This is a genomic window from Actinomycetospora endophytica (genome assembly GCF_021026375.1).
GTDB classification, from domain to species: Bacteria; Actinomycetota; Actinomycetes; order Mycobacteriales; family Pseudonocardiaceae; genus Actinomycetospora; species Actinomycetospora endophytica.
Genome location: NZ_JAJNDB010000001.1, coordinates 879857 through 904836, shown reverse-complemented (window position 1 = coordinate 904836; position 24980 = coordinate 879857). Strand labels below are relative to the sequence as shown.

Here is a 24980-nt window from a genome sequence, read left to right as displayed (position 1 = left end):
GGCTCCCGCTGCAGGGGGGCGCCTCGCTCTCCACCGCGCTGGGCGTGGACTACGGGGCGCTGGCGCCGCTGTTCATCATCCTCGGCGTCGCGTGCGTCTCCGTGCTCGTCGAGGCGTTCGTGCCCCTCGCCCAGCGGGCCCGCGTCCAGCTCGTGCTCACGCTCGCGGCGATCGCCGTCGCGCTGGTCGTGGTGATCGTGCGGGCGACGAGCGGGGTGCCGGCGACGATCGTGCTCGCCGGCTCGCTGTCGGTGGACAGCGTGAGCCTGTTCCTCTGGGGCACCCTGCTCGCCCTCGCCATCCCCTCGGTCCTGATGATCGCGGACCGCTCGGTCGAGGCGGGTGGCGCGTTCGTCGCCGATCCCGAGGCGCTGGCCGAGGCGCAGGAGCGGGCCGGGGCGCGCACGCCCGTCACGGTCGGAGCGGGCGGCGCCGGCGGTTCCGGTTCCGACGGGGCCGGGCGCGCCGGGTCGTCGCGGGGGTCCGCGACGCCGCCGCCCGAGATGCACACCGAGGTCTTCCCGTTCGTGCTCTTCGCGCTGGGCGGCATGCTCGCGTTCTGCGCGGCGAACGACCTGCTGACGATGTTCGTCGCCCTCGAGGTGCTCAGCCTGCCGCTGTACCTGCTCTGCGGGCTCGCCCGCCGTCGTCGGGTGCTCTCCCAGGAGTCGGCGGTCAAGTACTTCCTGCTCGGGGCCTTCGCCTCGGCGTTCTTCCTCTACGGCGTGGCGCTGCTCTACGGCTACGCGGGCTCGGTCCGGCTCTCCGACATCGCCGCGGCGGCCGCCGGATCGCTCCGTTCGGACTCGCTGCTCTACGGCGGGCTCGCGCTGCTCGTCGTCGGGCTGATGTTCAAGGCGTCGGTCGGCCCGTTCCACACCTGGACCCCGGACGTCTACCAGGGCGCCCCGACCCCCGTGACCGCGTTCATGGCCGCCTGCACGAAGGTCGCGGCGTTCGGCGCGATCCTGCGGGTGTTCTTCGTCGCGTTCGGCCCCACCGCCCTGGAGTGGCGCGGGGTGCTCTGGGCCGTGGCGATCGCCTCGATGGTCATCGGCACCGTGCTGGGCCTGACCCAGACCGACCTCAAGCGGATGGTCGCCTACTCCTCGGTGGCCCACGCCGGGTTCCTGCTGATCGGCTGCCTCGCCATCACCCCGGCCGGCCTGTCCGGGACGCTGTTCTACCTGCTGGCGTACGGCTTCACGACGATCGCGATCCTCGGCCTGATCTCGCTGGTGCGCTCCGGCGACGGCGAGGCCAACCACCTCTCGGCGTACGCCGGGCTCGCGACCCGGTCGCCGGTGGTGGCCGCCGCGCTCTCGTTCTGCCTGCTCGCCCTCGCCGGGGTGCCGCTGACCAGCGGGTTCACGGCGAAGTTCGCGGTCTTCTCGGCGGGCCTGGGCGACGGCGAGGCCCCGCTGGTCATCGTCGGCCTGGTGTGCAGCGCGATCGCCGCGTTCTTCTACCTGCGCGTCATCGTGATGATGTACTTCTCGCCGCCGGCGCCCGACGGGCCCTCGGTGAGCCTCCCCGGCCCCCTGACGACGGTGTCGATCACCCTCGGCGTCGTCGTCACCCTCCTGCTCGGGGTGGTCCCGACGGCGGCCCTGGACTGGGCCGCGGCCGCCCGGTTCCTGGGCTGAGGACCGGACCCGGCGGGTCCCGAACGCCGGTTGGGTTGACAATGTGACCGTGCAGAGTTCCTCGCCGGCAGGCTCCACGCCCACGGCCGCGACGCAGGTCGCCGGCCTCCCGATCGGCGACGAGGCACTCGCCGCCGAGGTGACGGCGGGTCTGGACCGCGTCGAGGACCTGCTGCGCCGGGAGGTCCACAGCGACTACCGCTTCGTCGAGAACACCTCGCTGCACCTCATCGAGGCGGGCGGCAAGCGGTTCCGGCCGCTGCTGACCCTGCTCGCGGCCCAGACCGCGGGCGGGACCAGCGACGACGTCGTGATCGCGGCCACCTCGGTGGAGCTGGTGCACCTCGCGACGCTCTACCACGACGACGTCATGGACGAGGCCGTGATGCGCCGCGGCGCCCAGAGCGCGAACGCCCGCTGGGACAACACCGTCGCGATCCTCACCGGCGACTACCTGTTCGCCCACGCCTCGCGGCTGGTCTCGCAGCTCGGCCCCGAGGCGGTGCGGATCATCGCCGATACCTTCGCCGAGCTGGTCACCGGCCAGATGCGGGAGACACGCGGGCCGCGCGGCGACGACCCGATCGAGCACTACATGGCGGTCGTCGCGGAGAAGACCGGCTCGCTGATCGCCACCGCCGGCCGCTTCGGGGCGATGTTCGCGGGTGCCGAGGACGGACACGTCGAGGCCTTGGGCCGCTTCGGGGAGATCATCGGTACCGCGTTCCAGGTCTCGGACGACATCATCGACATCGCGTCGCCGTCGGGCGACTCCGGCAAGACCCCGGGCACCGACCTGCGGGAGGGCGTCGCGACGCTGCCGGTGCTCTACGCTCTCGCCGACGACGACGCGGCCGCCCGCCGGCTGCGCGAGCTCGGGGTCGGCGAGAAGGAGATCACCGACGACGCCGTGGTCGCCGAGGCCCTCGACATCCTGCGCGCGTCCGACGGGCTCGCGCGCACCCGCGCGGCGCTGGACGCGCAGGCGGAGGCGGCGCGCGCCGAGCTCGCCGGGGTGCCCGCCGGTCCGGCGCGGGAGGCGTTGTCGGCGCTGCTCGACTACACCGTCGCGCGCGTGGGCTGAGCCACCGCGGGCCGCCGTCGGGACGCGGCCCACCCCTCGACCGCGAAGACGGCGAGCGCGATCCACACCAGCACGAAGCCGACCCACCGCGCCGGCGGCATCGGCTCGTGGTCGACGAGCACGCCCCAGACGAACTGCAGCGTCGGGTTCACGTACTGCAGCAGCCCGAGCGTCGCCAGCGGCAGCCGCCGGGCGCCCACCGCGAACAGCAGCAGCGGGATCGCCGTGACCGGGCCCGCGGAGATCAGCAGCAGCGTCTGGGCGCTCCCGTGGCCGAACGTGCCGGTGCCGATCGCCTGGAGCCAGACGAGGTAGCCGATCGCGATCGGGCCGAGCAGGAAGCCCTCGGCGGTGAGCCCGGCGACCGGCGCCAGCGGCACCCGCTTCTTGAGCAGCCCGTAGAAGCCGAAGCTGCACGCGAGGACGAGGGCCACCCACGGCAGCGCGCCCGTCCCGGCCCAGAGCACCGCCACGGCCGCCGTCGCGATCCCGACCGCCACCCACTGCGTCCGCCGCAGCCGCTCCCCGAGCACGACGACCGCGAGCACCACCGACACCAGCGGGTTGATGTAGTAGCCCAGCGCGCTCTCCACGACGCGGCCGTGGGTCACGCCCCAGATGTAGACGCCCCAGTTGACGGTGATGAGGGCGGAGGCGCCGGTGATCGTCACCCACGTCCGCCAGGACTGTCCCCGCAGCTGCGACCAGCCCCGTATCAGGGTGAGCAGGACGAGCATCCCGACGAGCGTCCAGGCGATCCGGTGGGCGAGGATCTCCACCGACCCGGCGGGCTCGAGCAGCGGCCAGAACGCCGGGAAGGTGCCCCAGAGGACGTAGGCGCCGAGGGCGGCGACGAGGCCGGAGCGGGGTGGCCCGGCCGTCGGATCGCTCGCGCCGGGTCGTGCACCGTCGTCGGCCACACCCCGACTTCATCACGACGACGACGTCCGGCGCAGCCGACTTCGGTGTCTGACGCGGCACACCGCGGTTGGCGCTGCTCGCCGCTGCGCCGTCCCGGCGTGGGGCACATGGCGCAGCCGGGTCGGCTCCAGCGGCTGCGTACTGTGCTCCTGATCAACCCAGCGACTGCGCCGACCCGCCACGCCCCGGCGCGCGAACGTCCGGCGTGCACCCCGTGATCGAGATCCTCCGTGCGCGTCGTGAGCGCGGCGACCGCGACGACCCCTACCGCGTGGCGCTCGCCGTCGAGGGCGGCGGCTCCCGGGCGACGCTCTCGGGCGGGATGGTGCTCGGCCTCGCGGAGGCGGGCCTCTCGGGGGCGTTCGACGCGGTGTACGGGGCGAGCGCGGGCACGATCAACGGGGCGTGGTTCGTCGCCGGCGCGACCGGGCGCGGCATCCCCGCCTGGTACCGGCCCGGGGTGATGCACCGGGTGACCGGCATCCCGAGGCTGGCGCTGGGGCGGCCCCTGGTCGACATGCGGTGGGTGGTCGACGAGCTCTACCGCCGCGTCGTGCCGCTGGACTGGGCGGCGGTCCGCGCCGCGGCGACCCCGCTGCACCCGATGGCCACCGACGCCGACTCCGGTGCCTCGGTGGATCTTCTCGATCACATCCACGGCGACGCGACGCTGCGGGACGCCCTCCGCGCCTCGACCCATCTCCCGATCCTCGGCGGGCCGCCGGTCGAGCTCGCGGGCCGGCGCTACCTCGACGCCGCCCTGGCCGAGACGCTGCCCTTCCGCACCCCGCTGGCCCAGGGCGCGACGCACGTGCTGCTGCTGCGCACCCGGCGTGCCGACGACCCGGTCTCGCCACCCTGGCGCTCCGGGGACCTGCTCGCCCGCGCGCTGCTGCGCCGCTCGGCTCCAGGCGCGGCCGAGGCCTGGCGCACCCGCTACGAACGGCAGCTGGCCGACGAGGACGACCTCGACGGGTCGTACGCCGACGTCGTGCACGCGCTCCGCCCGCCGGCCGGCACCCGGGCGGTCGGGCAGCTCGAGACCGACGAGGCCCGGCTGCGCGACGCCGTCGAGGTGGGGAGGGACGTGGCGCTACGCGCCCTGTGAGTGGAATTGGACGTCGGAACGTCCGATTCCACTCACGTGGCCGTCAGGCCTCGCCGTCCGGCGTGGGCGCGACGGCCCAGGTGTCCTTGCCGGTGAGCAGGGCCTGGAGGTTGTCGCCGCGCTGCTGCGCCTGCTCGGTGGCGGCGGTGACCTGGGCGCGGGCGCCGTCGTCGTAGGTGGGGCGCTCCACGTTGCGGAAGATGCCCGTGACGGTGTGGGTGAGGTCCTGGTCGGACAGGCGCGAGAGCGCGAACGCCTGCGTGGGGTCGGTCTCGTCCGCGTGGTGGACCACGAGGGCGTCCTCACCGACCTCGGAGATCAGCTTGACCTCGAGCCCGCCGCTCGCTGCCCGGACGACGCCGTACTCCCCATCGTTGCCGAACCGGATCGGCTCGCCGTCGGTGAGGGGGATGAGGCGCTGCTGCACCTCGTCGCCCTTGCGGAGCACGTCGAACGAGCCGTCGTTGAAGATCGGGCAGTCCTGGAAGATCTCCACCAGCGAGGCGCCGCGGTGGGCGGCGGCCTGGCGCAGCACCTCGGTGAGGCCTTTGCGGTCGGAGTCCAGCGCCCGGCCCACGAAGGTCGCCTCGGCGCCGAGGGCGAGCGAGACCGGGTTGAACGGGGCGTCGACCGAGCCCATCGGCGTGGACTTGGTGACCTTCCCGACCTCGGACGTCGGCGAGTACTGACCCTTGGTCAGCCCGTAGATCCGGTTGTTGAACAGCAGGATCGTGATGTTCATGTTGCGGCGCAGCGCGTGGATCAGGTGGTTGCCACCGATCGAGAGCGCGTCGCCGTCACCGGTGACCACCCACACCGACAGGTCGGGGCGGGTCACCGCCAGCCCGGTCGCGATGGCCGGGGCGCGGCCGTGGATGGAGTGCATGCCGTAGGTGTCGAGGTAGTACGGGAACCGCGAGGAGCACCCGATGCCCGAGACGAACACGATGTTCTCGCGCTTGAGGCCGAGCTCGGGCAGGAAGGACCGGACCGAGGCCAGGACGGCGTAGTCGCCGCAGCCGGGGCACCAGCGCACCTCCTGGTCGGAGGTGAAGTCCTTCGCCTTCTGGGTCTCCTCGGTGGTCGGGACGAGGTCCAGACCGCCCAGGGACGGGGTGGGCAGTTCGACGGCGGTCATGCGGGAAGGTCCCCCTTCACGGCGTCGGTGAGGACACCGGCGAGCTCTTCGGCCTGGAACGGCAGGCCGGCGACCTTGGTGTAGGAGCGCACGTCCACGAGGTAGCGCGCGCGCAGCATCATGGCGAACTGCCCGAGGTTCATCTCGGGGACGACCACCCGCCGGTACCGGTGGAGGACGTCGCCGAGGTTGCCGGGCAGCGGGTTCATCGACCGCACGTGCGCCTGCGCCACATCCAGGCCCGCGGCGCGGACGCGGCGGCAGGCGGCGCCGATCGGACCGAACGTCGAGCCCCAGCCGAGCACGAGCACCTCGGCCTGCCCGGACGGGTCGTCGACCTCGACGTCGTCGACGGGGATGCCGTCGATCTTGGCCTGGCGCAGCCGGACCATCCGGTCGTGGTTGTCCGGGTCGTAGGAGATCGAGCCGCGGCCGTCGGCCTTCTCCAGGCCGCCGATGCGGTGCTCGAGCCCGGCCGTCCCCGGGACCGCCCACGGGCGGGCCAGGGTGTCGTCGTCGCGCAGGTACGGCCAGAACTCGCCGGACCCGTCGGGGGCGTTCGCCTCGGTGGCGAACTCCACGCTCATGTCGGGCAGCGTCGAGGCGTCCGGGACGTTCCACGGCTCCGAGCCGTTGGCGATCGCGCCGTCGGAGAGCAGGAACACCGGCGTGCGGTAGGTCAGCGCGATCCGCGCCGCGGTGATGGCGGCCTGGAAGCACTCCGACGGGGACGCCGGCGCGATGATCGGGACCGGGGCCTCGCCGTTGCGCCCGTACATGGCCTGCAGCAGGTCGGCCTGCTCGGTCTTGGTCGGCAGCCCGGTCGAGGGGCCGCCGCGCTGGATGTCGAGGATCAGCAGCGGCAGCTCGAGCGCGACCGCGAGCCCGATGGTCTCCGACTTCAGCGCCACGCCGGGCCCGGAGGTCGACGTGACCCCCAGCGACCCGCCGAAGGAGGCGCCCAGGGCGGCGCCGATCCCGGCGATCTCGTCCTCGGCCTGGAACGTGGTCACGCCCATGCCCTTGTGCTTCGAGAGCTCGTGCAGCACGTCGGAGGCCGGGGTGATCGGGTAGGTGCCGAGGAAGACCGGCAGCTTCGAGAGCTGACCCGCGGCGACGACGCCGTAGGCCAGGGCGAGGTTGCCGGTGATCTGCCGGTAGGTGCCGGTGGGCAGCGCGGCCGGGGCGACCTCGTAGGTCACCGCGAACGACTCGGTGGTCTCGCCGTAGTTCCACCCGGTCCGGAAGGCCAGGATGTTCGCCTCGGCCAGCTCGGGCTTCTTGGCGAACTTCTCGCGCAGGAACTCCTCGGTGGACTCGGTGCCGCGGTGGTACATCCACGACAGCAGCCCGAGCGCGAACATGTTCTTCGCCCGCTCGGCGTCCTTCTTGGACATGCCGGTCGGTTCGAGCGCGGTGCGGGTCAGCGTCGCCATGGCGACCTGGTGCACCTGGTAGGGCGCCAGCGAGTCGTCCTCGAGGGGGTTCGACTCGTAGCCGACCTTGCCGAGGTTCCGCTTCGTGAACTCGTCGGTGTTCACGATGAGGACGCCGCCGTGGGGCAGGTCCTCGAGGTTCGACTTCAGCGCCGCCGGGTTCATCGCCACCAGGACGTCGGGGCGGTCGCCGGGGGTGAGGATGTCGTAGTCCGCGAAGTGGAGCTGGAAGCTCGACACCCCGGGCAGCGTCCCCGCAGGAGCACGGATCTCGGCGGGGAAGTTCGGCAGCGTCGCGAGGTCGTTCCCGAACGCCGCCGCCTCGGAGGTGAAGCGGTCGCCGGTCAGCTGCATCCCGTCGCCGGAGTCACCGGCGAACCGGATCACCACGCGGTGGGTCTGCTTGACCTCGGTCTGCCGGATTTCGCCGTGTGCCACCAGGTGGTCGGGGAGCTCCGCCCCGACCTCGGTGTCCGTGCTCATCGAGCGATCCAACCCCTTCGTGCGCTACGAGTCGTCCTCCCGGACGATCCCCTGGTCACCCGGCCCCCGGGACGCCGGGCGACGACACCAACATCCCACGTTAACCGCGTGGTGATCGGCGGGGTGCGCCACCCGGCGCGGGTCACAGCGCACTTGACCGAACAAGCCCCGTCGGAGAGGTCAGCCGCGGCGTCGGACCCGTTCGAGACCCGCCTGAAAGGCGGGGGAGTGCAGGGACTCGAGCTGCGGTCCGACCTCGACGTCGACCGCGTCACGCTGCTCGGCGAGGTCGGCCGTCGCGCGCACGCTCGCCTTCGTCGCGACGACGAGGTCACGCGGTGCGCGCGCCGAGTGCGCCGCCATCCGCAGCGCCTCGACGACGACGGGGGAGCGCGTCGCGGCGCCGTCGGGGTCGACCGGCGTCTCCGGCATCTCGCCCGGCACGCGCCGCAGCGCGAGCCCGCTGCGCTCCGCGGCCGCGGCGTCCATCCCCTCGCCGGCCAGCAGCATCGCGAGGGTCGTCTGCTGGCCGACCAGCCGCTGCGTCATCCACGTCATCCCGCCACCGGGGTGCAGGCCCAGGCGCAGGAACCCCGGCTCGAAGCGCGCGGTGTCCCCGGCGAGCCGGATGTCGGCCGCGAGCGCGACGTTGATGCCCGCTCCGACGGCGGGTCCGTCGACCGCCGCGATGGTCGGCAGCGGGCACGCCGCCAGCGCGAGGAAGCCCGCGTAGACCGCCTTGATGGACGTCTCGCCGTCGCCGCCCTCCGAGGCCCCGATCGCGGCGAGCTCGTCGAGGTCGCCCCCGGCGCAGAACGCCGGCCCCCGGTCGGCCGCTCCGGTGACGACGACCGCGCGCACCCGGTCGTCGGCGACGACGGCGTCGAGGGCCTCCACCAGCCGGTCGGAGAGCGCGCGGGACATCGCGTTGCGACGGCGCGGGTCCCGCAGGGTCAGCAGTGCGGTCACCCCGCCCTCGTCCGACGAGCCGTCCGGGGCGAGGTGTTCGACGACGACGGCGGGACCCTCGGTGCTCTCTGCCACGGCGGACATCCTCCCCAAGACGGTTAGCGTGCGCTCATGACCCAGGCGTCCGCCCGCTCCCTCGACGTCCCCGCCGACGCGACGATCCCTTCCCGCCACCCCAAGGCCCCCGGCGTCGGCGAGCGGATCCCGCCGCACAACCCGGCCTGCCGGGGCTGCGCCGACGTCCCGGGCGGGATCCACATGGAGTCCTGGGTCGACGACGACCGCGGCGAGGGCGGGGACCCCGGTGTCGGTGTCGCGGTGCGCAGCCGCATGGCCGTGACCGACGACATGCAGGGCGGGCCCGGCCTCATCCACGGCGGCTACCTCATGGCCGCGTTCGACGAATGCCTCGGGTCGGTCGCGCCCCTGGTCACCCGCTCGTGCGTGACCGCGCGGCTGGAGACCGACTTCCGGGCGCCGGTGCCGGTCGGGACGACGCTGTGGCTGCGCGCCCGGCTCGACGGCGTGCTGCGGCGCAAGTACTTCGTCAGCGCCGAGGCCCGGCTCGACTCCGAGGACGGGCCACTCGTCGGCACCGCCCGGGCCCTGTTCGTCCAGGTCGACCTCCAGCACTTCCTGCGCCACGGCCGCGCCGAGGACCTGGAGGCGATCGGGGCCTCGGCCGAGCAGATCCGCGCCGCCCGGGGGTGAGCCGGGGCCCGGAACTCCCACACCCGTCCCACACGTTGAGAGGGTTGGTGCGGCCGGGGACGTCTCCCGGGCCACGACGAAAGGGATTCCACGGTGCGCAACGGGCTGAAGACCGCCCTGCTTCTGGGCCTGCTCAGTGCGCTGATCCTCTTGATCGGCTCGCTGTTCGGGCGCGGCGGCCTGTTCATCGCCCTGCTCATCGCGCTCGGCGTGAACGGCTACTCGTACTTCTTCTCCGACAGGATCGCGCTCAAGGCGATGCACGCGGTGCCGGTCACCGAGGCCGAGCAGCCGGGCATGTACCGGATCGTGCGCGAGCTGGCCTCCGCCGCCCACCAGCCGATGCCGCGGCTCTACGTCAGCCCCACCGAGGCGCCGAACGCGTTCGCCACCGGCCGCAGCCCACGCCATGCGGCGGTCTGCGCGACCACCGGCATCCTGCGCCTGCTCGACGAGCGTGAGCTGCGCGGTGTCCTCGGTCACGAGCTCTCCCACGTCTACAACCGCGACATCCTCATCTCGTCGGTGGCGGGCGCGCTGTCCAGCGTCGTCACCTACGTGGTGCTCGGAGCGCAGCTCTTCGGCGGCAACCGGAACTTCTTCGCGACGATCGTGCTGGCGCTCGTCGGCCCGCTCGCGGCGGGGATCGTGCAGATGGCCGTGAGCCGGACCCGCGAGTACCAGGCCGACGCGAGCGGCGCGACGCTGACGCACGACCCGCTGGCGCTGGCCTCCGCGCTGAACAAGCTGCAGTACGGGACCCAGGCGGCGCCCCTGCCGCCCGATCCCAAGCTCGTCTCACAGTCCCACCTCATGATCGCCAACCCGTTCCGGATGGGCGAGGGCATGTCGAAGCTCTTCTCCACCCACCCGCCGATCGAGGACCGCATCGCCCGGCTGCAGGAGATGGCGCGTCACGAGGGCTGAGTCCGGACCGGCCCGACGAGGTCCGCGACGTGCAGGAACACTCCGTCGTCCACGTCGTCGGGCGCGGGGATGCCGCGCAGCGGCTCGGTCCGGGGCGGTTCCGGCAGCCGGGCACGGTAGCGCCGCACCGCGGCGAGCCGGTACCGGCCGCGCATCGGGATCGAGAGGCGCTCGGTGGCCTCGACCAGGTCGACGTCGAGGTAGAACGAGCCCTCGACGAACACCCGGCGACCCGGCTCGAGGTCCACCGGCTCGTCGAGACCGGCGTCGTTGAGGACGACCTCGCGGTCGCCCACCTGCAGGATGTGGACCCCGACCGCCCCGTCCTCCTCGTGCAGGATCCGGGGCTCACCGATGACGCCGCAGGCGCCCACGATCCCGAAGGGGCCGGCCTCCCAGGCGACGGGTGGGCGGCACCGCAGATCCTCCACCTCGTCCAGGTAGAGCACCGGAGCCACCTCCAGCAACTCCCCGACGGCCACGACCGGGAGACGACCGGCGCGCAGGTGCTGCGGTTGGAGCTGCACCGTCGTCACCTCCCGGAGGCGCGCCTGCTGCCTGGTCGTCCAGCCCGCGTGCGTGCACGCGTCGGCGCTCACGAGTCGCTCCGTCCGACCGCCTCGGCGGCGGCCGCGGGGCGGTCGTCGCGCTCGGGCACCAGGTCGGCCACGTACACGGCGTCCTCCGTCGCCTCGGTGGGACCCGGGACCCGGCCCAGCGGGACCGGCCCCGTCGGTCGGTGCGCCGTGCGGCGGTAGCGCCGCAGCGCGGCGAGCCGGAATCGCCCGCGGCAGAGGGCGACCGCCTCGCCGTGGTCCGTCCCGGCGTCCAGCATCGGGTCCAGGTACAACGAGCCCTCGACGTGCAGCCGACCCTCGTCCTCGGGCGGTTCGGTGGCTGCCCAGTTCACCGGGACGAGCCACCCGGCCGCGTCGAGGACGTCGATCCGGCACGTGCACCCGCGCGTCGGGTCGAGGGGGATCGCCGTGACGCTGCCCCGTGCGTCGACGCAGCCGAACTCGTCGACCGACCAGTGGTCCGGCGGGGTCGAGCCGTGGAACACCTGGCGCTCGTGCAGGACGCCGGCGTAGATCGCGGGCACCACGTCGAGCACGTCGCCGACGTGGGCCCGGGGCAGTTCCTGGGCCATGAGCAGGTGCGGGAGCAGTTGCACCGTCAGCGCTCCCGGTGCGCGCACCGGAGCACGCCGCCCGGCCGCCCGCCTCCGCTGGGTCTTCCCGGTCCTCGTCATCGATCCCTCCGCGACGTCGTCCTCGTCCTCGGGGGCTTGGAGGGCAGTTGAGCCCGATCGGTTCCACCGGGTTCGGCGACGAATCCGTCGGGGTGCGTCCGCGGCTCCCGCGGCGGGAAGAGACGGGACATGACCGTCGACTACGGCGCCCACGGATCGAGCCTGCGCGACCTGCCGCGACTGCGGCGCACCCGCCGTCGTCGGGAATCGTCGTGGGACCGCACCGGGGGCAACGACGACCGTGCCCACCTCGCCCCCGGCGGGACGGCCACCCTGCTCGACGTGAGCGGCGCCGGCGTCGTCACCCACCTCTGGATCACGGTCACGACCCCCGGCCGACGACGGGACGACCTTCTCCGCTGGCTCGTGCTGCGGATGTGGTGGGACGGTGAGGAGCACCCGAGCGTCGACGTGCCGCTCGGCGACTTCTTCGGCGTGGGCCACGGCCGGACGACGAACTTCGTCTCCCTCCCGCTGCAGATGAGCCCGCAGGACGGCAAGGCGCTGAACTGCTGGTTCGCGATGCCGTTCGGATCCGGCGCGCGGATCGAGCTCGTCAACGAAGCACCCGAGGAGGTCTGGGCGTACTTCTACGTCGACCTCGAGGAGCTCGACACCCTGGGCGACGACATCGGGCGGTTCCACGCCCAGTGGCGCCGCGAGAACCCGACCCGCGGCATCCGGGTCGGGTGGTCGAATGCGCACTACCAGTTCGGCGGGTCGAACCTGACGGGGAACGACAACTACACGATCCTCGAGGCCCGGGGGCACGGGCACTACGTCGGGTGCGTGCTCAACGTCCGCCCGCGGCGCCGGTGGCGCTGGAACTGGTACGGCGAGGGCGACGACATGATCTTCATCGACCAGGACGCGGGCGACTGGCCCCCGACGCTGCACGGCACCGGGACCGAGGACTACGTCAACACCGCCTGGTGCCCGACGCAGGCCTACTCGGCGCCGTACCACGGGGTGACGCTGCCGGGCGGGCGGAACTGGCGCGGACCGGTGTCGCTCTACCGCTTCCACGTCGAGGACCCGGTGGTGTTCGAGCGGTCGATCCGCGTGACGATCGAGCACGGGCACGCGAACCGGCGCAGCGACGACTGGTCGTCGGTCGCGTACTGGTACCAGGCCGAGCCCCACGTGCCCTTCGACCTGGCGCCGGTCGAGCAGCGCCTCCCCTGATCAGTCCCGCGACCAGAGCTCGGCGAGCAGGGTGGCGCGCGGCAGGAGCCAGCCCAGGTCGGGTCCGGGGCTCCACGTCCCCTCGTCGCTCGCGATCTGGCCCAGTCCCCGCAGGGCATTGCCGACCTGGATCAGCGCCAGGTCCACGTCGTCCTCGTCGATCCGGCGCCCGTCGATGCTCAGGCCGGGCCCGAGCAGTCGTGTCAGGGCGTCGATTCGACGTGACACGCTCCGTCGCATGGACGGGGCCGGACGCTGGGTGTGGGTGGTCAACCCCGACTGCTATCTCGACGGGGCCGGCCGCGAGCATCCGAAGCTCGGCCCCGGCGCCCCGCGCTTGCGCTGGGCCTGCCACCGCGACACCCGGCCCGGGGACCTCGTCGTCCTCTACCGCTCGCAGCGGGCCAAGGACCTCGCGTACCTGCTGCGGGCGACGTCGGAACCGTCGTACGAGCCCGGTCCGCGCCCCTGGAACTGCGAGGCCGAGGTGCTCGAACGCTTCGACCGTCCCGTCCCGCTGGCCGAGCTGCGCGCCGACCCGGTGACGGCGGGGTGGCCGGCGCTGCGTGCCTCGTTCGTGCGGACCGGCGCACCGGTGCCCGACGACGTGTGGGAGCGGGTGATGGCGATGGCGGGCGCGTCATCGGTGGGTGCCGTCGGACGAGGGAGTCACCACACGCGGCGAGCGGATCTTCGTTGAGCCGCGCATCGACTCCCTGATCATGCAATCGGGCCTCGGTGCTCAGCATGTCGCCATCGTCGCCCTGTGGGACGGTGTCGCGTCAGCCGGACGGAGCAGAGGAGCGGGCAGATGCAGGACGCGGTGACCGAGTACATCGACGCACCTCCCGCCACGCTCTGGGCGCTGGTCTCCGACGTCACGCAGACGCACCGCTACAGCGAGGAGACCTTCGAGGCGGAGTGGCTCGACGGCGCCACCGGCCCGGCCGTGGGTGTGCGCTTCCGCGGGCACGTGAAGCGCAACGGCCGCGGGCCCACCTACTGGACGGTCTGCCGGGTCACCGCGTGCGAGCAGGACCGCGAGTTCGGGTTCGAGGTCCTGGCCGGCAGTCGCTCGATCAACAACTGGCACTACCGCTTCGAGCCGGCCGGCGAGGGCACGGACGTCACCGAGTCCTTCCGGCTCACCCCGAGCCTGCTGACGAAGGTCTACTGGGGTCTCGCCGGATGGGCCCGCCGGAAGACGAACCGGGCGAACATGCGCGCCACCCTGCAGAACATCCGCGCGGTCGCCGAGTCCGTCGACCGCTGAGGCTCACCCCACGCGCGGCAGGTCGATCTCGGCGACCCCGGTCTCGACGGCGCGCAGGATCTCCTCGGCCACGTGCTCCGAGGTGTCCGCCGCGACCGGGGCCCGGTGCTCGGTCGCGCCGGCCTGCAGGACGTCGTGGAACTCCGAGTCGGTGTAGGTCGGGAGGACGGTCGACACGACGATGCCGTCGCCGGCGAACTCCTCCCGCGCCACCGCCGAGAGCATGTTGAGCGCCGACTTGGTCGCGGCGTAGGCGCCGAGCCCGGGGATGACCCGTCGGGTGGTCCCGGAGCTGATGTTGACGATCGCGCCGCCGCCGCGCCCCCGCATCGACGGCAGCACCGCCTGCATCATCGCCAGCGCCGAGCCCACGTTGAGGTCGAGGATCGCGGCGTAGTCGGCCGGGTCCACCTGGTCCAGCGGCAGGTGCAGCCCGCGCCCGGCGTTGTTGACCAGCACGTCGACTCCTCCGAGCCGTTCCACCGCGGCGTCGACGACCGCGCGCCGGTCGCCGTCCCGGGTCACGTCGGCGATCACCGCGACCGACCCGGGGAGATCCTTCGCCACGGTCTCGAGCCGGTCGGCACGACGGGCGGCGAGCACGACGTGGGCCCCGCGGGCGTGGGCGAGTCGGGCGGTGGCCTCCCCGATGCCCGACGAGGCCCCGGTGATGACGACGACACGGTCGGCGATGTCCATGACGACGGCGTTCCCACCGCCCGGAGCCCGCACGCCCGGCTCAGGGGCTGGCGTGCTCGGTCCACCAGTCCGCGACCTGCCCCCGGTGCACCAGCGTGACCTCCGGCTGCCCCGCCACCCACGCGAGGAAGTCGCGCACCGCGGTCGCCCGTGCCGCCTGCCCGCTCCAGCGCGGGTGGAGCCCGACGGTCATCAGCCGCGCCCCGGCACCGTCGTGCGCCTCCTCGAGCAGGAAGCCCGCCGCACCGATGAGCGTCTCGGCGAAGTGCCGAGGCGTCGCGTAGGTCGGCGCCAGGAAGTAGCGCGTGTCGTTGTAGACCTTCGAGTACGGCACGACGAGCCACGGGGCGCCGTCGACCTCGGTCCAGTACGGCAGCTCGTCGTTGACCGCGTCGCTGTCGTAGGTCAGGTCCGGGTGGGCCGCGGCGAGGCGGCGGGTCCGCTCGGAGGGGAAGGAGCGGACGTACCAGCCCCGGACCGGCCGGCCCACCAGCTCGGGCAGCACCCGCATCGCGTGCTCGAGGTCGTCGCGCTCCTGCTCCTCGGTCATCGCGCTGACCTCGGCCCAGCGGTAGCCGTGGCCGAGCACGTCGTGCCCGCTGCGCCGCAGCCACGCGGCGAAGGGCGGATTGCGCTCCAGCGCGCGGGCGCTGACGCCGAACGTCACCGGCACGTCGAACCGCTCGAACAGCCGGACCAGCCGCCAGATCCCGACCCGGGATCCGAACTCGTAGTGCCCCTCGGTGCCGAGGTCGCGGATCGCCGGGTCGATCGGCAGGGCGTACTCGCCCCAGCTGTCGTTGCCCTCGCCGTCGGGCCACGCGGCCTCCGCGCCCTCCTCGACGTTGACGACGACGTTGACCGCGACGAGCGAGCCGTCCGGCCACCGCGGCAGGGGCACGGTGCGGGCGTGGCCGACGAAGTCGCGCTCGAGCATGCCGCCGGTCTACACCCCCACACGCGTACCTCACCGACGGCGGGCGTCGTTGCGCCGACGACGACCCCGTCCGATCTCGGGAGGAACCCTCATGGCCCGGCGTCGCTGGTCGGTTCTCGTCGGCGCGGCGGTCGTCGTCGTGGCGATGCTGTCGGCGCCGTGGGTCGCCGCGGCCGCTCCGGCACCCACCCCGTCGCCGGCGCCCGCCGTCCTGGACCCCTCACCGCCGGGGTCGAACGACTGGTCGTGCCGCCCGGGCGGCGCCCACCCGAACCCGGTGGTGCTGGTCCACGGACTCTCCGCCAACCAGGCCGACAACTGGGGCTACCTGGCGCCGATCCTGGCCCGCCAGGGCTACTGCGTGTTCTCGCTGACCTACGGGCGGAACCCGCTCGCGCCGCCGCCGCTGAGCCAGGTCGGCGGGCTGACGACGATGGAGCAGAGCGCACAGGAGCTGAAGGCGTTCGTCGGACGCGTCCGCGGCGCCACCGGAGCGGGCAAGGTCGACATCGTCGGCCACTCCGAGGGCAGCCTGATGCCGAACTACTACGTGAAGTTCCTCGGCGGCGCGGCGGACGTCGACCGGTACGTCGGCATGACGCCGCTCTGGGACGGGACCCGGCTGCTCGGCGTCTCCGACATCGACGCCGTCGGCGAGCGCTTCGGCCTCGACCCCGCCTACGGACCCGCCGTCGCCGCGCTGTGCGCCTCGTGCCGGGAGTTCCTGCACGGGTCGCCGTTCCTGCAGAAGATGAACTCCGGCGGGACCGCCGCGGTCCGCGGCATCGACTACACGATGATCATGACGCGCAACGACGAGCTGGTGCAGCCCTACACCAGCGGCCGGCTCGCGGGCGCTCACAACGTGGTGCTCCAGGACCTGTGCCCGGCCGACCTCAGCGAGCACGCGGCCGTCGCCTTCGACCCGGTCAACGCCCAGCTCGTCCTCGACGCCCTCGACCCGGGTCACGCGCGCCCGGTGCACTGCACCGGGCCGCCCCGCTAGTCGGTGGCCCCGGCTCGGCGGGCGACGTCGATGACGTACTCGCCGTAGCGGGACTTGGCCTGGGCGCGGCCGAGGCGCAGCGTGTCGTCGGGGGTGATCCAGCCCTCGCGCAGGGCGATCTCCTCGAGGCAGGCGATCCGGACGCCCTGGCGGTGCTCGAGCACGGCGACGTACTGGCCGGCCTCGAGCATCGATTCGTGGGTGCCGGTGTCGAGCCAGGCGAAGCCGCGGCCGAGGTCGATCAGGCGGGCGTCGCCGCGGTGCATGTAGGCCAGGTTGAGGTCGGTGATCTCGAGCTCGCCGCGGGGGGAGGGTTCGAGGTCGGCGGCCAGCCGCACGACGTCGTTGTCGTAGAGGTAGAGCCCGGTGATGGCCCGGTTGCTGCGGGGCTCGGCCGGTTTCTCCTCGATGGAGAGCAGCTTGCCGGTCGGGTCGGCCTCGCCGACGCCGTAGCGCTCGGGGTCGCCGACGGGGTAGCCGAACAGGGTGGCGCCCTTGTCGGACTCCACCTGGGTCACGGCGCGCTGCAGGATCGTCGAGAAGCCCTGGCCGTGGAAGATGTTGTCGCCGAGCACGAGTGCGGCGGTGTCGTCGCCGACGTGGTCGGCGCCGATGATGAAGGCCTCGGCCAGGCCGTTGGGCTCGGCCTGCTCGGCGTAGGAGAAGTTCAGGCCGAGCTCGTGGCCGTCGCCGAGCAGCCGCTGGAAGGCCGGCAGGTCGACCGGGGTGGAGATGATCAGGATGTCGCGGATCCCGGCGATCATGAGGACTGAGATCGGGTAGTAGATCATCGGCTTGTCGTAGACCGGCAGCAGCTGCTTGGAGACCGCTCGGGTCACCGGGTGCAGCCGGGTCCCGCTGCCCCCTGCCAGCACGATTCCCTTCATCGCTGCCCAACCTCCGTGTGATCACCGTCGACGACGCGCCCCGCGAGGGACTGTAGACGGCGGCCGTCCGGGGATTTCCCGGTGTTACGCCGGCGACGCCGGGCCGGGCGACATCACTCGTCCGTGGAGCGGAGGTCAAGAGTCGATAACGCCCGGGCGGCCGTCGACGACATCCCGGGCGGAACCGAACCCCCGGCCGCCACCACGGCGCCGGCTCACGGCGCCGCCGGCCCCCGGCCCGGCGCCCGACCGCGTCGGGTCCCCGGGAGGCGCGGACCCGGGGACCCGGCGACGACGTCAGGCGGGGAAGGGCAGCAGCTCCTCGTGGTGGTGCTTCGGGTACGGCACCGGGCCGGCCTGGCGCGCGCGTTCGGCCTGGATCGCGGCGTACTGCTCGCGCGGGTCGGTGACGCCGTACTGCGCGCGGGCCTCGACGGGCTCGCGGACCACCGGGTGCACCGGCGGGACGCCCCGCAGCACCGGCTCGAGGATCGGGGCGGTGCGCGGGCTGGCCCGTCGCAGCAGGGCGAGCTCCAGCCGCGGGAACGCCGAGATCGTGCGGACGACCGGCCGGATGATCGCGGTGGCGACGCGGTCGGTGGTGCGGGACTGCCGCGTGTCGCCCAGCTTGCGCATCCAGCGCGGCATCGTCGCGATCACGCCGCGGCGGACGACGGCGTTGAACACGAACCGAGCAGGGCGGGGCACGTCGTCGGGCACGACGACGGTGCTCGCGTCCAGCAGGAAGTTCATCATGCTCTGCGCGACCTCGGAGCCGACGAGCCGCGGGCGGTACGCCGCGAAGTAGGCCCGGACCCCCTCGCGGGTGCGCGGGACGTCGGCCGGGTCGATCGTCTGGAACTCGGCGGCCCGGGCGCACTCCTCCCAGTACTGCGCCTCCTCGGCCGCCGTGAGCCTGCCCGGGCCGAAGATCTCGTAGGTGTAGAGGATCGAGTGCCAGGCGGTGAGGTGGATCCAGAGCTGCGAGGCCGGATCGTTGGCGTCGTAGCGCCCGCCGGTCACCGGGTCGTCCCCGACGGCCCGGGCGTGGATCTTCATGAGCGTGTCGGAGGCCCGCAGCACCGACTCGGCGTCGCCGAACTTCACCGTCGCGAAGTACTGCATCGTCCGGTCGTAGCGCAGCTTGGGACGTTGCTTGACCTGGCCGGACTGGTCCACCGACGCGACCAGATGGGGGTCGAGCTCCTCGATGACGACGGCCCGGAGGAACCCGAGCACGATCGAGGTCGGGTAGCCCCAGACCTTCCAGGTCACCGAGTCGGGACCGAAGAATCCGTAGTCCTGCTGCGCGCGAGCGCCCACCGTCCACCTCCGTCGCTGTACGTGCGACCTACGGTAATACCAACAACGTGTATGGGCTACTACCGGTAAGAGGTACTTCGCGTTCACGCTGGGTAGGTCGGTCCCCGACCCGGAGGAACCTCGGGGATCGCCCCGAGGTGGCGGCCCCCTCGTTCCGGCGACGCTGCGATGCATGCGCCCGCTCACCCGCCAGACCGACCGCTTCACGCGGACCGTCCAGCTCGCCCGCGACCAGGCGGCCGACCTCGCCGCGCCGGCCCTCGGGACCGAGCACCTGCTCCTCGGTCTCGTCCTCGAGGACCGGGAGACCGGCGGCGGCCCGCCGGTCGGTGTCGATCCCGACGACCTGCGCGCGCTCCTCCCGCGCCGGCAGCCGGCCGCGGACGTGCCGCCGTTCAGTCGCCGGGCGGTCGCCGCCCTCGACGCAGCCCGGCGCCTCGCCGACGGGCGGGCCGATCGCGGCGTGGGGCCCGACCATCTCCTCGCCGCCGTCCTGGGCGATCCGGACTGCGCGGCGGTGGCCGCCCTGGAGCGCCTCGGGGTCGACGTCGGCGATCTCTGGTCCCGCGCCGTCGCCGATCTCGGGTCGCGGCCCGGAGTCGTGACCGTCGCGGTCAGGTGAGGGGTGGACCGTCCATCGCTGCCGACTCTGCGCTCGTGGGGCTCACCGGGCGCTACGTGGTTCCCATCTGCGCATATTCGGCGTCCACTCACGAAGTCCGCCTGTGGTCAGCAACTGGGGACGAGCGAGGGCGGTCAGCCGGCCGATCCTCTCGGACCCACGCGCAGGGCGGCGGCGCGCTCGACGATCCGCTCCACCGACGTCTGACGTGACCCGGTTGGCACCACCTCGTAGGGCGTGACGTTGACCGCGCGGACACACCAGTTCGGCCCCGGACCGTGGTCCAGGACGTTGATGCACGCTGGACTCTGCTCGAGGTGGCCGAGAAATACCCCCTCGCCGACCAGTGCGCGCGAGAGGATGACGCGGTTGACCGCCCCGTGGAGCACGAGCAGCGCGCAGTCCCATGCCTCGTCGGCGAGCACCCGGTCCATCACGGGGTTCACACGGTCGGCGAGCGAGCCCACGGTCTCGCCGCCCAGGTACGAAGCATCGCGCCCGACCGCGCCGCTGAACGTCACCATGAGGGAGTCAGCGAGCTCGGCGGAGATGTCGGCCGGTGTCCCCGCATGGGCCTCCCCGAGGTCCGGCCACTCCTCGACAGGGGGCGAGGTGCCGGGCATCTCGGCCAGGACGAGCGCGGCGGTCGCCGTCGTCCGCGGGATGCCGCTCGTCACCACCCGGTCGATCGCGACGTCGTGCAGCGCCCGACCGGCGGCCGACGCCTGTTCGCGGCCGCGCTGGGTGAGCATCACCGCGTCGGTGTCCGGGACAGGCCCGGCGTCGGTCACATAGGAGACCTCGGCATGGCGCATGAGGTAGATACGGCGTCGTGTCACACCGGCCCCCCTGTCGCTCCCGCATCGTCGGTGCGGCGATGACTCACCGTGCCACCGGCGCGAAGGTCCAGGGCCCTACCTTGCGCTGCCCGTGACGAGACCAGGACGCGTCGAAGGGCTCCTCAGCGGTAGTTCGTGAACTGCAGCGCGATCCCGAAGTCGTGGCCCTTGAGCAGCGAGATGACGTCCTGCAGGTCGTCCTTCTTCTTCCCGGTGACCCGCAGTTGGTCGTCCTGGACCTGCGCCTGGATGCCCTTCGGGCCCTCGTCACGGATCACCTTGGAGATCTCCTTGCCCTTGTCCTTGGAGATGCCCTGCACCAGCGAGCCGGTGACCCGGTAGGTCTTCCCGGACACCGCCGGCTCCCCGATCTCGAAGGCCTTGAGCGAGATCCCCCGCTTGATCAGCTTCTCCTTGAAGACGTCGATCGCGGCCGAGCAGCGCTCCTCGGTCTCGGCGGCGACCGTGATCGCCTCCTCGCCCGCCCAGGTCACCGAGGCTCCTGTGCCGCGGAAGTCGTAGCGCTGCGCGAGCTCCTTCGCGGCCTGGTTGAGGGCGTTGTCGACCTCCTGGCGGTCGATCTTGCTGACGACGTCGAACGACGGGTTCGCCACGGGTCTCCTCCTCGGACGGGCACGGACGCGGTGTCCGCGTCGCGCGGGTGTCCGATTCCGACCCCGGGTGTCCACTCGCGCGACGGCGGCTTGTAGTGTCTCTGACGCCGACGACAGCGGCGGCATCCCGGCGGGTTGCCCGAGCGGCCAATGGGAGCGGACTGTAAATCCGTCGCGAAAGCTTCGAAGGTTCGAATCCTTCACCCGCCACAGAGCCCCTGACCAGAACGAGTGGTCGGGGGCTTTGTCGTGCCCGGTCCTCGGCCCCGGCGATGGCATCCCGGACGTTCGCGACGACGGAACGGGCGGTCACCAATCGCCGAACGGTGTCGATCACTTCCCGGCGGCGGACGGTGGCCGGAGGGTGAGCCCGAGCCCGGTTCACGCCGCGCGCCTGAGCTCGTCCGAGGCGTGATTCCGTCCTCGTCCGCCGACCTTCCGGGCGTCCCTCACGGTGGTCGGCCGGCGTCACGGCGCTCCGTCGTCACCGACGGCCTGACCAGTGACGACGGACGCATCGGGACGGCTCCGGCCGGGAGTTCCCGAAACATCACGAGATCCGGCGACGACGGGCCCGTGAATCCGTCGCCACGTCTTCATTCGCAGCCCGACGCGGGCACGGGCCGGCGTCGCCGCGCGCTCGCCGGGGCCCTGAGACCGACCGTCGGGCGCAAGGAGCAGCCGGAAAACGTGTTGGTTCGGGTGGAATCGGGCCCGGAGAAGAGTGAACGAGGCGTAACCTGGGTCATGGTCGGTCGCGCCCCCCGCGATCGGACCCCCGGCCCCGGGGATGCTCCCCCCAGCGTCCCCGGGGCTGCCGGTCTTCAGACGGCGTCCTGCCCCATCTCCCCGGTGCGCACCCGTAGCACCAGGTCGACCTGGCGGACCCAGATCTGGCCGTCCCCACCGTCCAGGTTCGTGACCAGCTGATCGAGCAGCCGCTCGACGATGTCGTCGTCCACCACGGTCTCGACCCGCAGGCGCGGCACGAGGTCGACCTCGATCCGCGCGCCCTTGTGGACCTCGACGTGACCGGGCTCGTGGGCTCCGACCTCGGTGATCGTCATCCCGAGCACGGCGTGCCGCTCGAGCGCCCTGCGCACCGCGTCGAGCCCGTGCGGCCGCACGAGCGCCGTCACGATCTTCACCTCGACCCCCTCGGTGACGCCGGGCGGCGGCGGAACCGCCCGCGAGGATCATCACGCTAGGCCCTGACGGCCGCCGCCGACACCGTGACTGCGAGGCTGCCCGACATGCCCGGAACCGTCCTCGTCCTCGGCGGCCGCAGCGAGATCGGCGTCGCCCTCGCGCGGCGTCTCGTGGCCGACGGCCGGGCCTCGACCGTCGTCCTCGCGGCCCGACGCGCCGACGACCTCGCCGCGGAGTCCCGGAGCATCACCGCGGCCGGGCCGGCGGCGGTCGCGACGGTGGAGTTCGACGCCGACGACGTCGCGGCCCACGCGTCGTTCCTCGACGCCGTCGAGCGCGACCACGGCGTGCCGGACACCGTCGTCGTCGCCTTCGGGATCCTGGGCGACCAGCAGCGGGCCGAGAACGACGCCGAGCACGCCCTCGCCGTCGTGCACACCGACTACGCCGCCCAGGTCGGGGTGCTCACCCGGGTCGCCGCGCGGATGCGGCAGCGGGGGCACGGGGAGATCGTGGTGTTCTCCTCCGTCGCCGGCTGGCGGGTCCGACGCGCGAACTACGTCTACGGCAGCGCGAAGGCCGGCCTCGACGGGTTCTCGACCGGTCTCGCCGACGCCCTGCGCGGCACCGGGGTGCACCTGACGCTGGTGCGGCCGGGATTCGTGGTCGGGCGGATGACCGCCGACAGCGGACTCTCGCCCGCGCCGTTGTCGTCCACGCCGGAGCAGGTGGCCGACGCGGTGGCGGCCGGGACGGCCCGTCGTCGGGACGTCATCTGGGTGCCGGCGAGCCTGCGGGCGCTGGCCGTCGTCATGCGGGTGCTCCCGGCGGCGGTGTGGCGCCGGATGCCGCGGTAGGTCGTCGCCAGCGATGCGGCACCGCTGACGCTCAACGTCAGCAATGCCGCATCGCTGACAACAGCCCTACGACCGGTGCGTGATCTGATCCGACGCACCGGGCGCGAGTCGGTACCCGGCCACCGGGACGTCGCCGAGCGCCTCGTCGATCGCCCGCAGCGTGTCCGGCGTCAGCTCGATCCCCGCCGCCGCGGCGTTCGCGTGCACCTGCTCCGGCCGGGACGCCCCGATGATCGCCGACGCCAGCTCGGGGCGCCGCAGCACCCACGCCAGGGCCAGCTCCGCCATCGTCAGCCCGGCGCCCTCCGCGACCGGGCGCAGCCGCTGCACCGCCTCGAGCGTGGCGTCGGTGAGCTTCTGCTTGATGAAGCCGTTCATCTCGTCGCTCGCGGCGCGCGAGTCGACGGGGACCGCCTCCCCCGGGAGGTACTTGCCGGTGAGCACGCCCTCGGCGAGCGGCGACCAGACCACGTGGGAGATGTCGTGCTCGCGGCACACGTCGAACACCTCGCCCTCGGGGGCGCGCCACAGCATCGAGTACTGGGGCTGCGAGGAGACGAACGTGACGTCCGACGGTGCGGCGGCGAGGCCGGCCCGGGTCTGGTCCGGGGTCCACTCGCTGAATCCGAGGTACCGGGCCTTCCCGGAGCGCACGACCTCGGCGAGGGCCTCCATGGTGTCCTCGATCGGCGTCCGGGCGTCGAAGCGGTGGCACTGGTAGAGGTCGACGTGGTCGGTCCGCAGGCGCTGCAGCGACGCGTCGATCTGCTTCGCGATCTGCTCCGGGGAGAGCCCGCGGTCGGTGTCCGACATCGGGAAGAACACCTTCGTCGCGAGCACGTAGTCCTCGCGGCGGTAGTCGGCGAGGATCTCGCCCCAGGCGGTCTCGGCGGCGCCGCGCCCGTAGGCGTTGGCGGTGTCGAAGAACGTGATCCCGGCGTCGAACGCCGCCCGGGTGCAGGCGGCGGTCGCGTCGGCCTCCACCCCTCCGGCGTAGGTCAGCCAGGATCCGAGGGAGATTTCGGACACCTGGAGGTCACTGGAACCGAGCTGGCGGAAGCGCACTCCCCGAGCGTACGAAGTCCGGTGGTCGCCGCGCTGTGTGGCGCCACGGGATCGCCTCCCGTCGGACATTCTCGACCGTCTGTCCCAGGAGAACGACCCTTTGTCGCAGTGTGATGAAACATGGGTGTGAACTCAGCCTGATCGGGTTGGGTAGCCACCCACCTGTCCGACAGGATGGGGGAACCGCGGCGGACAGCGTCGGTCCGCCGGTTCACTCGTCACTCGTACGGAGGCACTCAGGTCGTGACCTTGCTCACCGCGCCGCTGCGCCCGCTCGCTGATGTTCTCGATCTGACGGCCGAGGCCGTCGTCGCCCTCGGCACCGTCTCCATCGGAGCGCTGAGCTTGATGCTCGCGTCCGAGGACCACGCCGACTACCCCCCGCTCCACTCCGTCGAGCGTCACCGCTCCGTGAGCTGAGCACCGCTGGGCACCAAGGCCCGCCCGGACCCGGTCCGGGCGGGCCTTCGTCGTTCCGGGGGTCGGTCGGCGACGTCAGTCGCGGCGCTGCTCGCGCAGCAGCCCGCTGATCGTCCGCAGCTCGTCGCGGATCTCCGCGAGCAGGTCGGGGATCTCGTGACTGCGCTCCCAGTGGGGCGTCACGTCGATGCCGAGCTCGCCGAGGTCCCGTTCGTAGAGCTGTGCGAGCAGCGTCCGGTACGGCTCCTCCGGGACGGTGCCGTTCTCCCAGCGCGAGAGCTGGGTCTTCAGGCTGGCCGCGGACGCCACCTCGACACGGCCGACGTCGGCGAGGTCCCGCAGCCGCGCCACCGCGGCCGTCTGTGACCATCCCTTGTCACGTCGCGCCTCGCGCAGGGAAACCACGGGACGACCCTAGACGACGTCGGA

The 24980-nt window shown here is 72.7% G+C and carries 28 protein-coding genes and 1 tRNA gene; 13 read left to right on the top strand and 16 right to left on the bottom strand.

The genetic code is table 11. From position 1 onward, the window contains the following. Positions 1-38: 38 nt before the first annotated feature. Positions 39-1646: an NADH-quinone oxidoreductase subunit NuoN gene (gene nuoN, locus LQ327_RS04390; protein ID WP_372460643.1), complete on the top strand. Its 1608-nt coding sequence runs from the start codon at positions 39-41 to the stop codon at positions 1644-1646. Positions 1647-1695: 49 nt separating this feature from the next. Then, on the top strand, positions 1696-2730 hold the full coding sequence (locus LQ327_RS04385) for a polyprenyl synthetase family protein (protein ID WP_230730311.1): 1035 nt from the start codon (positions 1696-1698) through the stop codon (positions 2728-2730). Here LQ327_RS04385 and rarD read toward each other — a convergent pair. Then, positions 2706-3650: an EamA family transporter RarD gene (gene rarD / locus LQ327_RS04380; RefSeq protein ID WP_230730310.1), complete on the bottom strand. Its 945-nt coding sequence runs from the start codon at positions 3648-3650 to the stop codon at positions 2706-2708. The genes LQ327_RS04385 and rarD overlap by 25 nt on opposite strands. 215 nt (positions 3651-3865) lie before the next feature. Here rarD and LQ327_RS04375 point away from each other — a divergent pair, with 215 nt between their 5' ends. Further along, positions 3866-4759, top strand: a complete 894-nt coding sequence (locus LQ327_RS04375; RefSeq protein ID WP_230730309.1) for a patatin-like phospholipase family protein — start codon at positions 3866-3868, stop codon at positions 4757-4759. Positions 4760-4802: 43 nt separating this feature from the next. Here LQ327_RS04375 and LQ327_RS04370 read toward each other — a convergent pair whose 3' ends face one another. From LQ327_RS04370 to LQ327_RS04360, 3 genes are all read right to left on the bottom strand, one after another. Further along, the gene (locus LQ327_RS04370) at positions 4803-5897 is read right to left on the bottom strand and encodes a 2-oxoacid:ferredoxin oxidoreductase subunit beta (protein ID WP_230730308.1); all 1095 of its coding nucleotides are present in this window, start codon (positions 5895-5897) and stop codon (positions 4803-4805) included. Beyond that, positions 5894-7816, bottom strand: coding sequence for a 2-oxoacid:acceptor oxidoreductase subunit alpha (locus LQ327_RS04365; protein WP_230730307.1), 1923 nt, complete (start codon positions 7814-7816; stop codon positions 5894-5896). The genes LQ327_RS04370 and LQ327_RS04365 overlap by 4 nt, the downstream gene beginning before the upstream one ends. Before the next feature lie 180 nt (positions 7817-7996). Further along, positions 7997-8869 carry an enoyl-CoA hydratase-related protein gene (locus tag LQ327_RS04360; protein ID WP_230730306.1) on the bottom strand — a complete coding sequence of 291 codons (873 nt, stop codon included), beginning with the start codon at positions 8867-8869 and terminating at the stop codon, positions 7997-7999. A gap of 27 nt (positions 8870-8896) precedes the next feature. Here LQ327_RS04360 and LQ327_RS04355 point away from each other — a divergent pair, with 27 nt between their 5' ends. Together LQ327_RS04355 and htpX are read left to right on the top strand one after the other, a co-directional pair. Then, positions 8897-9496, top strand: coding sequence for a PaaI family thioesterase (locus tag LQ327_RS04355; protein WP_230730305.1), 600 nt, complete (start codon positions 8897-8899; stop codon positions 9494-9496). Positions 9497-9589: 93 nt separating this feature from the next. Then, on the top strand, positions 9590-10423 hold the full coding sequence (htpX, locus tag LQ327_RS04350; protein WP_230730304.1) for a zinc metalloprotease HtpX: 834 nt from the start codon (positions 9590-9592) through the stop codon (positions 10421-10423). Here the strand turns inward: htpX and LQ327_RS04345 are convergent. Next, positions 10411-11022: a hypothetical protein gene (locus LQ327_RS04345; RefSeq protein WP_230730303.1), complete on the bottom strand. Its 612-nt coding sequence runs from the start codon at positions 11020-11022 to the stop codon at positions 10411-10413. The genes htpX and LQ327_RS04345 overlap by 13 nt on opposite strands. After that, on the bottom strand, positions 11019-11675 hold the full coding sequence (locus LQ327_RS04340) for a hypothetical protein (protein WP_230730302.1): 657 nt from the start codon (positions 11673-11675) through the stop codon (positions 11019-11021). The genes LQ327_RS04345 and LQ327_RS04340 overlap by 4 nt, the downstream gene beginning before the upstream one ends. A 129-nt stretch (positions 11676-11804) precedes the next feature. Between LQ327_RS04340 and LQ327_RS04335 the strand changes: the two genes are divergently transcribed. Continuing rightward, entirely contained in the window at positions 11805-12860 is a 1056-nt protein-coding gene (locus tag LQ327_RS04335) for a glycoside hydrolase family 172 protein (protein WP_230730301.1), read from the top strand. On the opposite strand, the gene LQ327_RS04330 is transcribed toward LQ327_RS04335, so the two are convergent. Then, complete coding sequence (locus LQ327_RS04330; RefSeq protein WP_230730300.1) at positions 12861-13088, bottom strand: hypothetical protein; 228 nt, start codon at positions 13086-13088, stop codon at positions 12861-12863. Between the two features lie 10 nt (positions 13089-13098). On the opposite strand from LQ327_RS04330, the gene LQ327_RS04325 reads away from it, so the two are divergent. After that, entirely contained in the window at positions 13099-13560 is a 462-nt protein-coding gene (locus tag LQ327_RS04325) for an EVE domain-containing protein (protein ID WP_230730299.1), read from the top strand. Positions 13561-13671: 111 nt separating this feature from the next. Continuing rightward, positions 13672-14133: an SRPBCC family protein gene (locus tag LQ327_RS04320; protein WP_230730298.1), complete on the top strand. Its 462-nt coding sequence runs from the start codon at positions 13672-13674 to the stop codon at positions 14131-14133. A gap of 3 nt (positions 14134-14136) precedes the next feature. Here the strand turns inward: LQ327_RS04320 and LQ327_RS04315 are convergent, their stop codons facing one another. Then, complete coding sequence (locus LQ327_RS04315) at positions 14137-14865, bottom strand: SDR family NAD(P)-dependent oxidoreductase (RefSeq protein ID WP_230730297.1); 729 nt, start codon at positions 14863-14865, stop codon at positions 14137-14139. Between the two features lie 7 nt (positions 14866-14872). Next, complete coding sequence (locus tag LQ327_RS04310; RefSeq protein WP_230730296.1) at positions 14873-15769, bottom strand: polysaccharide deacetylase family protein; 897 nt, start codon at positions 15767-15769, stop codon at positions 14873-14875. 91 nt (positions 15770-15860) lie between these two features. Here LQ327_RS04310 and LQ327_RS04305 point away from each other — a divergent pair, with 91 nt between their 5' ends. Further along, positions 15861-16775, top strand: a complete 915-nt coding sequence (locus tag LQ327_RS04305) for a lipase family alpha/beta hydrolase (protein WP_230730295.1) — start codon at positions 15861-15863, stop codon at positions 16773-16775. Here the strand turns inward: LQ327_RS04305 and rfbA are convergent. Together rfbA and LQ327_RS04295 are read right to left on the bottom strand one after the other, a co-directional pair. Further along, positions 16772-17662, bottom strand: coding sequence for a glucose-1-phosphate thymidylyltransferase RfbA (rfbA, locus tag LQ327_RS04300; protein WP_230730294.1), 891 nt, complete (start codon positions 17660-17662; stop codon positions 16772-16774). The genes LQ327_RS04305 and rfbA overlap by 4 nt on opposite strands. A gap of 297 nt (positions 17663-17959) precedes the next feature. Then, complete coding sequence (locus LQ327_RS04295) at positions 17960-18985, bottom strand: oxygenase MpaB family protein (RefSeq protein WP_230730293.1); 1026 nt, start codon at positions 18983-18985, stop codon at positions 17960-17962. A gap of 172 nt (positions 18986-19157) precedes the next feature. Between LQ327_RS04295 and LQ327_RS04290 the strand changes: the two genes are divergently transcribed. Next, a complete protein-coding gene (locus LQ327_RS04290; protein ID WP_230730292.1) occupies positions 19158-19607 on the top strand; it encodes a Clp protease N-terminal domain-containing protein in 450 nt (149 codons plus the stop codon). Positions 19608-19741: 134 nt separating this feature from the next. On the opposite strand, the gene LQ327_RS04285 is transcribed toward LQ327_RS04290, so the two are convergent. Beyond that, positions 19742-20446 (bottom strand): histidine phosphatase family protein, encoded by a 705-nt coding sequence (locus LQ327_RS04285; protein WP_230730291.1) that lies wholly within the window; start codon positions 20444-20446, stop codon positions 19742-19744. 122 nt (positions 20447-20568) lie between these two features. Further along, entirely contained in the window at positions 20569-21060 is a 492-nt protein-coding gene (locus tag LQ327_RS04280; protein WP_230730290.1) for a YajQ family cyclic di-GMP-binding protein, read from the bottom strand. Positions 21061-21189: 129 nt separating this feature from the next. Here LQ327_RS04280 and LQ327_RS04275 point away from each other — a divergent pair. Continuing rightward, positions 21190-21270: transfer RNA gene (locus tag LQ327_RS04275), tRNA-Tyr, on the top strand. Positions 21271-21884: 614 nt separating this feature from the next. Here LQ327_RS04275 and LQ327_RS04270 read toward each other — a convergent pair. Further along, positions 21885-22208, bottom strand: coding sequence for a P-II family nitrogen regulator (locus LQ327_RS04270; protein WP_230730289.1), 324 nt, complete (start codon positions 22206-22208; stop codon positions 21885-21887). 105 nt (positions 22209-22313) lie between these two features. Here LQ327_RS04270 and dprE2 point away from each other — a divergent pair, with 105 nt between their 5' ends. Next, positions 22314-23066: a decaprenylphospho-beta-D-erythro-pentofuranosid-2-ulose 2-reductase gene (dprE2, locus tag LQ327_RS04265; protein WP_230730288.1), complete on the top strand. Its 753-nt coding sequence runs from the start codon at positions 22314-22316 to the stop codon at positions 23064-23066. Positions 23067-23132: 66 nt separating this feature from the next. On the opposite strand, the gene LQ327_RS04260 is transcribed toward dprE2, so the two are convergent. After that, positions 23133-24131: an aldo/keto reductase family protein gene (locus tag LQ327_RS04260; RefSeq protein WP_230730287.1), complete on the bottom strand. Its 999-nt coding sequence runs from the start codon at positions 24129-24131 to the stop codon at positions 23133-23135. A 243-nt stretch (positions 24132-24374) separates the two neighbouring features. Here LQ327_RS04260 and LQ327_RS04255 point away from each other — a divergent pair, with 243 nt between their 5' ends. After that, entirely contained in the window at positions 24375-24551 is a 177-nt protein-coding gene (locus LQ327_RS04255; protein ID WP_230730286.1) for a hypothetical protein, read from the top strand. Between the two features lie 75 nt (positions 24552-24626). On the opposite strand, the gene LQ327_RS04250 is transcribed toward LQ327_RS04255, so the two are convergent. Beyond that, a complete protein-coding gene (locus LQ327_RS04250; protein ID WP_230730285.1) occupies positions 24627-24956 on the bottom strand; it encodes a hypothetical protein in 330 nt (109 codons plus the stop codon). Positions 24957-24980: the final 24 nt, after the last annotated feature.